This window comes from Acinetobacter sp. Swhac1, from assembly GCF_013390985.1.
GTDB lineage: Bacteria > Pseudomonadota > Gammaproteobacteria > Pseudomonadales > Moraxellaceae > Acinetobacter > Acinetobacter towneri.
Genome location: NZ_JACASN010000052.1, coordinates 1 through 7906, shown reverse-complemented (window position 1 = coordinate 7906; position 7906 = coordinate 1). Strand labels below are relative to the sequence as shown.

8 protein-coding genes and 2 pseudogenes are annotated in these 7906 nt (G+C 33.4%); 3 read left to right on the top strand and 7 right to left on the bottom strand.

The features are described 5' to 3' along the window. Window positions 1-115 (top strand): annotated as a pseudogene (locus tag HX743_RS15095) (transposase); the annotation flags it as partial. A 464-nt stretch (window positions 116-579) separates the two neighbouring features. Here HX743_RS15095 and HX743_RS16480 read toward each other — a convergent pair. The 7 genes from HX743_RS16480 to HX743_RS15065 all read right to left on the bottom strand — a co-directional run bounded on the left by HX743_RS16480 (window position 580) and on the right by HX743_RS15065 (window position 7135). Further along, the gene (locus tag HX743_RS16480) at window positions 580-1302 is read right to left on the bottom strand and encodes a hypothetical protein (protein WP_228148565.1); all 723 of its coding nucleotides are present in this window, start codon (window positions 1300-1302) and stop codon (window positions 580-582) included. Further along, window positions 1296-2534 (bottom strand): TniQ family protein, encoded by a 1239-nt coding sequence (locus HX743_RS16475; RefSeq protein WP_228148564.1) that lies wholly within the window; start codon window positions 2532-2534, stop codon window positions 1296-1298. The genes HX743_RS16480 and HX743_RS16475 overlap by 7 nt, the downstream gene beginning before the upstream one ends. A gap of 8 nt (window positions 2535-2542) precedes the next feature. Next, a complete protein-coding gene (locus HX743_RS15085; RefSeq protein ID WP_178319611.1) occupies window positions 2543-3487 on the bottom strand; it encodes a TniB family NTP-binding protein in 945 nt (314 codons plus the stop codon). After that, window positions 3474-5354 (bottom strand): Mu transposase C-terminal domain-containing protein, encoded by a 1881-nt coding sequence (locus HX743_RS15080; protein ID WP_087662171.1) that lies wholly within the window; start codon window positions 5352-5354, stop codon window positions 3474-3476. The genes HX743_RS15085 and HX743_RS15080 overlap by 14 nt, the downstream gene beginning before the upstream one ends. 1 nt (window position 5355) lies before the next feature. Further along, window positions 5356-6060 carry a hypothetical protein gene (locus tag HX743_RS15075; RefSeq protein ID WP_087662170.1) on the bottom strand — a complete coding sequence of 235 codons (705 nt, stop codon included), beginning with the start codon at window positions 6058-6060 and terminating at the stop codon, window positions 5356-5358. A gap of 283 nt (window positions 6061-6343) precedes the next feature. Further along, window positions 6344-6526, bottom strand: a complete 183-nt coding sequence (locus HX743_RS15070; RefSeq protein ID WP_087662181.1) for a DNA-binding protein — start codon at window positions 6524-6526, stop codon at window positions 6344-6346. Window positions 6527-6646: 120 nt separating this feature from the next. Beyond that, window positions 6647-7135 carry a hypothetical protein gene (locus tag HX743_RS15065; RefSeq protein ID WP_143225370.1) on the bottom strand — a complete coding sequence of 163 codons (489 nt, stop codon included), beginning with the start codon at window positions 7133-7135 and terminating at the stop codon, window positions 6647-6649. Window positions 7136-7229: 94 nt separating this feature from the next. On the opposite strand from HX743_RS15065, the gene HX743_RS15060 reads away from it, so the two are divergent. Together HX743_RS15060 and HX743_RS15055 are read left to right on the top strand one after the other, a co-directional pair. After that, a complete protein-coding gene (locus HX743_RS15060) occupies window positions 7230-7460 on the top strand; it encodes a helix-turn-helix domain-containing protein (RefSeq protein WP_087662168.1) in 231 nt (76 codons plus the stop codon). A 45-nt stretch (window positions 7461-7505) separates the two neighbouring features. Further along, window positions 7506-7906, top strand: a pseudogene (locus HX743_RS15055) (IS5-like element ISAba31 family transposase); the annotation flags it as partial.

Sequence of the window (7906 nt, the reverse complement as noted above, 5' to 3'; positions counted from 1 at the left end):
GAAGCAGATGAAATATTATTGGCGAGATTTTCAAGTCATGACAGCTGATAAAATAGAGCAATGGGTGGAGAGAGTATCAAACCAATTCGGAAAAGAATACATGTTTACTTTTTAATGACAGCTTATATAGAAGTACAGTTTGGTTTCATAATGATGAGGAATATATTTCTCTTGATTGGATTCAACCAGAAGCTTTGGCTCATGAACTTTTAGATAGTATTGAATCTCATCTTATATATCAATTTCAACCGAGTTTAAATATAGAAAAGAAGATAAAGCCAACAGCTAAATGGGAGTTTTATGTTCATATTCAGAATTTTTTAGAAGGGGGATTTTTAAATGACACCTTTATATGAAGAAATAAGGTCTGTTTGTAATATCTCGAGTTGAAGTATGCAGTAGCTAGCTTCTGTTGAGAATAGTCGCTCTAATCTATTATCATTGATTAGGTCATCTAACTTAGGAGACATTAATTATTCTTGAGCATTATTTTAATTTGAAAACCGCCATTAATGGCGGTTTTGTATCGTACCAGCTAAACAATCTTATAATCGTGATTTAGCTCACCGTTAAAATATTTCAAATTATTAGTTTTAAAACGTCGGTCTTCTTGAAAAGCCTTACTCTTTTATCTGTTTTTCCAAAATAGTAAGGTTTTATAAAACCTTGAGTTTGTAAGTTGGTAATATGTGAGTGACGCATATTTAGAATTGCACTTGCTTCAGCACCAGTAACATATTCCTGTTTTAGCTCTAAAACAGCTGTTAGTTCCTTCTTACTTACAAGTTTCCAATAAACTAGATTTTCAATGTTTAAGAAACCTGTTTCACACCAATATTTTTGCATCCAATTGATAGGGCAATTTAATTGATTTGTTGCATCTAGATAGGAAATATAATCCTCGCTATCGAGCTTCTTCTTAAGATTTAATAGCGAGCAAGCTTGGATTTGAACTGATAAAGGGTTTTTCTTATCTTTGTTAAGAATTCCTTTTTGAACAAGTACTGCAACTTTATTTGGGCTAATTTTTAAAAGTGTAGCTGCATCTCTTAGCGAGTAATAATTCAAACTGGTAGTTAAAGATCCTAGCGTATCTTTTCGCCTACCAGTACGTGTGGGATAGTGTTGAATTGAGTTTAAATCATTTGAATTAATATCTTGAACATCGTTTTTTAAAAAAATATTAATTGGGGTCGAATCAATATGAGGTCCATGAACGGGCGTTATACCTATTGATTCTAATTTCTCCACAAGATTTGTAGGGTTTACTCTAAATTGTTTAGCCAACGTTGCAACTAGCATGTATTTGCTTTGGAATGTATGAACTTTTTTTTTGAGTACATTTGGGGCTTATCTGCAATTTGAACGTTTTTGTCTACATCAAACCATCCATTATTTGCCAGTTTCCTTGCTGTTTCATAATTGATTTCTAAAGTTTTAGAAATCTCTTTTAAGTCAATGCAATCATTACAGATAGTTACTGTATCTAGTATTTCGAATGTAGGTTGATCCACATTGTTTAAGCCCATAATAAAGCGCTCAATATCTAAACTTGAGATATTTCCATGATAAAGCTCTTTATTTCCAAACTTCAAATAGTCACTTTCTATCAATTTCTCAAGCTCGAAACGAGAAACCTTCAAAACACGTTTTATCTGATAATTGCTAAGTTTTCTAGAAATACTTTTTTCGCTAATTTTGTATTCGTAAGCATTTTCTTCTACAGTTTGAATGTGCTGTTTGAAAAATCGTTCATACTTTAAAAAAGGTAATAGTTGAATCCTTGGGTGAGAGTAATCACGACGTGAATGGATACATGAGCTTAGTTTGAGTACTGAAGTTTCAGGACTCTGAAAATATTCATAGACATAAAGAGAGACCTTTAAGTCTGTATTAGATCCATCAAATTCAAAAAATTCATTGAAGGCTTTCCAGCAAGCTGTGAACTCTTTAAACAGTTTATTGGAGTTATTATTTAGAACGTCAATAAACCAATAAATTGTTTCAAGAGACGTTGCTTCTCTGGTGGGAGCTTTATCCAGTTCATAACCACAGCACGAGCAGTTTTTTACACTCGCTTTTAATGTGATAGGATTGTCACAATTGGGACAAGAATCGATTAAAAAACAAGAATGAGTTGGGCATGCATAAATTGGTTTGAGCATCCATAATTTTTTTAAATACGCATTTTCAGCAAGGCAAATAGGACAGTAGCGTATGTTATCTAATACAAGCAATTCATGATCCACTTCAATAGCACCTATTATTCTAGGTGATCTATTTGTAGGACCTGATCTTTCAAATGCTAGGTATGAGTAATCACTATTTATATTTAAAGCATTTAAAACTAAGCTAAAGCGAACATCGTCTACAAGATGGTAATTGAGTGATTCCTTAATGATAGATTGATAATTAACTTTACCGACTAAATTAAAGATTGAACTATGTGCATTAAGTTTGGCGGTTCTTAGTAGGAAGCTGATTGGTGATTCATCTTCATAAGGAATTGCTTGGATTAAAAGAGTATTTTGCATAATTATATTTATTTCATGAGTGAGATAATTTGAGACATATTCATTTCGAAGGGATTTTTACTTTGTTTGCTAATGTATATCGTGATACCTAATTTCCAGGCATAACTGAAATCATTAGAGTTAATAACCTGCCGACCATCGTTTAAAGCATGCGTAATACTTTCTCTAATAAGGCTCATAATGTATGAGTGATAACCTTTCGTTGCTAATTGAATTTGCATGCCTACCAGTTGGCTATCTAAAGCTGGCATGAAGGTGATATTTTGCTTATCGAGAATTCTTGAAACTTCGGCAAGAAATGCAAACATACTTCCCCCCTGTGAGGGATCAACAGTTAATGGGTTTAGCTGGTAGATGAATTGAAATCTGCGTGCAATTTGGCTATCAATTTGAAGTAGTGGTACAAACTCAGGTAAACCAACTAAACAAAAACTGATTCCAGTTCTATTCACTAAGGTTTTAATCCAATTGCCTGTAGTTCGATTCATTCTTGTCGACGTCGGTTTACGCTCAAATAAATGGTGGAACTCATCTAAAAATATAAGCTTGGTTTCACATTGGGCAAGTAAATGAATAAGCCTACTTGTTAAGTATTCAGTCGTACCATATCCATTTTCACAAGTGATATCCCCCAGTTCTTTGAGCATCATTATGGCTAATGATTTCACTGTGGCAGGTGAGGGTACTTCTACATAACATGCTGGGATGATAGATTTTTTATGATCCTTTTCAGTTTTTTCTGAACGTGGCATCAAGCTTAAGATTGCTTTGCATAAAGTTGTTTTTCCTAATCCTCCTTCTGCCAGCAGCATGCTTCCAACTGGTTCACTATAAGAAATACTTCTTTTGACACAATCTTGTATACCAGTAAAAGCTGCCATAAATTCATTTGAGGTAATGACAATATTGTTAATAGATCGAATCCGTTCAAATCGGTTGTCAAATTTTTCCATGTTTCAATACCTCCAAAGAACCAAACTGATCAATTGAAGTAGGTGTATTTATAGTGGAAATAGATTGTTCAGAAATATCCTTTTCCTTCGAAAGAAGTTGTTCTTCAACTCTTTGTAGCTGCTTGGGAAGCTCTAGTGTAAGTGGTTTTAACCTTGGCTTTTTTCTGACAAGATTGGTTTGAATTTCGTGCATAAGTTTGTATAAATAATATAAATCGGACATTGGACCGATCTTTTTTATATCTAATTGTGACTGATTTTTCTTAAGTTTTTGAACTTCTAAATGGGTTACACGAGTCAATCCAAATGTATAGTCTTGATTAGTTGAGTCCGCTTGAATGACGACATCTTTATTGTTGGGATTAATGATAAAAACTTCATTCAAATTTAAGTCATCAACAAGCACAGTAACGGTCTTTATGCCTTGTGCTTGTAAAGTAGTAAGTGCATGAGAAAAATAACTGATATTGTCCACTCGGACTTGACCGTGATTAATACTTCTTTCAATAGGCCTACGACAGAGAATTTTGGCATCTATTTCTGTTAGAAAACTAGGCTGGATATCTTCAATAGCATCTTGCCACATGATGATGGGTGAGCGTCCTGTCGTGTGATGGATAGATTGGTGATAGACCTCATTAATCCATCTGCTTATATATTCTCTTAGTTGCTCCAAAGTTAATTGTGCATTTTTACTGGAATTATATTCACCTCTTTCTGTTGGGTTGGAGAAGGTTGTACCAGGTAGCTTTTGAAGAATTCCATGTGTCAGCGTGCTAAAAAAACGTTCAATGTGCGGTTTGTTATTAGGCGTACCAACTTGAGAAGGAGTTAGAGTAATTTTCAGTTGTTCACAAACTCTTGCGAGAGCATTATTTTTAAATTCCACACCATTATCTGGAATGATGATGCTTGGAATTCCTCCTGGTAGCTTTTGGTTCGGCCGAGTAATCATGTCTTTAATTACTTCTAATGTTGTTGCAGCACTAGGTGGGTACATATTGATATAAGATCCAACAATTGTTCTTGAGTAAACATCAATTGCACATGCTAGAAAAGGCCGCCCTAAAGCAGTTTTTGTTTTTGGGTCTATAACAATAATGTCGAGATAGTGCGTATCAATTTCGACCATGTACATAGCAAAAGGACTAATAATACTTTTACCCGCTGCTTGAAATTTTTTCTTTGCTATTCGAGAGCCTTTTTTTACTTTCAGTTCAATAAATGGATCTAATTTCTTGATATATCGTTGAATACATCTGCGTGTTGGTAAACTATCTAATGGGATGCCTTGCTCTATGAACTGACCAAGCATATGGGCTTGGACATCTTTACTACTTCTGTATTCTGGTTTTAGATATACCTCATTAATAGCTTGATTTAGAATTTGATAAATTTCTGGACTGAACCGCAAAGTGAAATTGCCTTTCGATTTATGTTTTAAGCTGAGCTTGTTATCCAAAGCAGACTTATATTGAGCTATCCATCTCGCAACAGTGCGGCTAGAAGGTGGGTTAGGGTCTTGGATTTCAGCAGATATGTGGTGTATTAATTGTGAAAGTAAATTATTACTCGTTGGGTATTGTAATAGCTGCAAGGCGCTTATTACATAACGTTCTCTTCGATGAATCGCAATACTATGTTTGGGGTTAATCATCAGTTTATCTGGTGCGAAGACACATAAAATTTCACCTGATGTATACCGGCTTTCAAACTCATTTGGGGATATCGAAAATGATTTACCCCCCGCAATAGCTGCATAACGTATAGCGTTATAGGTTACAGAACCGATTTCAAAAATATAATCAGGATGTTCTTTAAAATAAAAACGAAAACCTGGCTGGGGAATAAAAAGAGCATTATTCATGTTAATGAGCCTCTCTTATTTCTTTTTTGACTCCGCCAATCTTTATTCTTTGATGAAAAAATAGATAATCTGCTAGTTCTTGTTTAAGACCAATTGATTCAAGTGTTTTATAGGCTTGCGTTGAGTTATCAAATTCTTTGAGCTTTAACTGGTCTAAAGCGTAATTAATTTCGAAAGTATTCCAGTTGTATTGATGTCCTCTTTGATACCAATAAAGCAACTGAGAAATCTCTGATTCATTAGGTAAATTTCTGTGATCTATTAACTTAAAAGTAATATCAATTGAGTGGAGTAGATCGGAAAGTATTGCAAAGCGGTTTAAGTCATCAGTTGATAATGATGCTATGGATGGTTTGACTTCGTGAACTTCATAATCACCTTTTTGGGTTTGAACTAAAAAATCTGGAAAACAATACTGTTCATTGATCAGTAAAATTTTTAATGCTTGTGAGCGATATTTTAAGACATTTGGATCTTGTTCTAACGATAGTGCATGAGCAAGTTCAAGTCGGCTTTCTAATGGTATTGCTCCACAACACTTTTCACTAGGGAAGAGAGAGGTTCGACGACCAAATGCTCCTTGGTGGATCTTACGTTGCCCATGAAGTGTAGCTGCTACATTTGCTGTTGATTCAAAGGCAATCCTAATTTGTTTCAAGATATTGGTTTGAATATCAGTTTTTGAAAAAACTGTTTTATAAGACATATCGGTTCATCCATAAGTAATTCTATTCTCAATAGACATTTGAGAATGAGCTAATCTGTACTATTGCGATCGAATAGCACTTACTTGACTGGTGACGATACAGAGAAGATACTATGATTCTCACGTCTTTATATTCTTCTATATAAAGTCACCAACGGATCCTTTTAAGGTCCGTTTTTTATTGAATTTTTCTCTATTTTTTCATAATTACTCCAAGAGTATTTTTAAGTATGAGAAATTTGATGGTTCATGAAAAAGACGTATTAATAATTTCACACAACTATCAATCATCTTTAATTCTCAATTTAACTGCGATTTTGTGACTCTCTCCTCGAATAGGAAGTCTATTCATTTTCAAGACTCTATATACCAATTCTGTTGAAAAGTTATTCTCCTTAGCCCAATCCGAAAAGGATATTCCTTTCTTTTGAAATTCTGTCTTAACTTGCTCAATAGATTTAGCCATAGCGTTGAAATTTGTAAGATATAGGAGGAAATTTAGTTTCAAAAAAAAATTAAATCAAGTTATTTTTTTTAATTAATTTGTTGTTTTTTAAGTAAATATTTTTGAAAAATATTATCTTATTTATTTTCGTAATATTTTTAAAATATTATCTAAAATCTTTAATTTCTCTCTTTTTTCTTCTCCGTATAAATCAATTTTTTGATCTAAATTTATAAATTCTGAATTAAGTTCAGGATATTTTAATACGAGTTCATGCAAGTACTCTTTTTGAGTGTTTAAGCTAATTATGTTTTTGTTTATTAAACTTTTTTCAAGTTCTATAACCTTTTTTAAGCGGCTATTTAAAAAATGATTTCTATTCTGTTTCAGTTTTTCAGTTTCACTATAAAGGAATATACGACTGTTACTTTCTGACCTTTTAAAACTCAAGAATCCATGACGCAATAATGTTCTTAAAGATGCATATATATGCGATGCATGAATGGTAGAATTTTTTCCTTTAAGATTTTTTATTTTTTTTAAAAACATTTTCGCTTCCCATTCATGGATTTCATTTTGAAGAAAAACTTTTTCAAACTTTTCTGTATGTGGAAGATAAAATTGAAACATAGCTATTAAATCTTTTTGATAAAAAAGAGGATTATAGTCCGCGGATATATAGTCCTCAATTGATGATATTTCTCTTTTGAGCAATTAGTTACAAATGTCAGAATTATCAGTAGCAATCGGTCAATTAATCCGCAATAGACGAACACAACAAAAATTAACTCAGGAATCCCTTGCTCTTCAATGTGGGATAGATCGTAGTTATATGGGACGTATTGAACGTGGCGAGGTTAATCTCACTGTTGAAAAAATTTATGAAATTGCTTTTGTGTTGAAAATTAGTGCCAAAGATTTAGGGTGTGTTGACACTTTTAGCTTAAAAAAATAGCGAAGTAGTAAAATCAAATCGCCGAACCCAATTTTACTATTCGCTATGCCTCGTACCATGCTGACAGATCAACACTGGCAAAAGTTGAAAGTTATTCTGCGTAATTTATCCATTCACCACAACTCAAATTTACGCAATTTTATTGAAGCTATTCTCTATAGAATTAGAACAGGCTGTCCGTGGCGAGATATTCCTTGTTGTTTTGGTCATTCAAACTCTATTTTCAAACGTTTTAATCGTTGGTCAAGCAGCGGTAAGTTACTTAGATTATTCAAATTACTAGCCTCATGCCCCGATATGGAGTGGATTTTTATTGATGGCTCTCATGTACGTGCTCATCAACATTCTGCTGGCATAGCGAATCAATCTATTTCTAAAAGTGTAGGAGGAAACTCCTCAAAAATACATTTGATTGTTGATGCACATGGCAATCCTATTGATTTCAT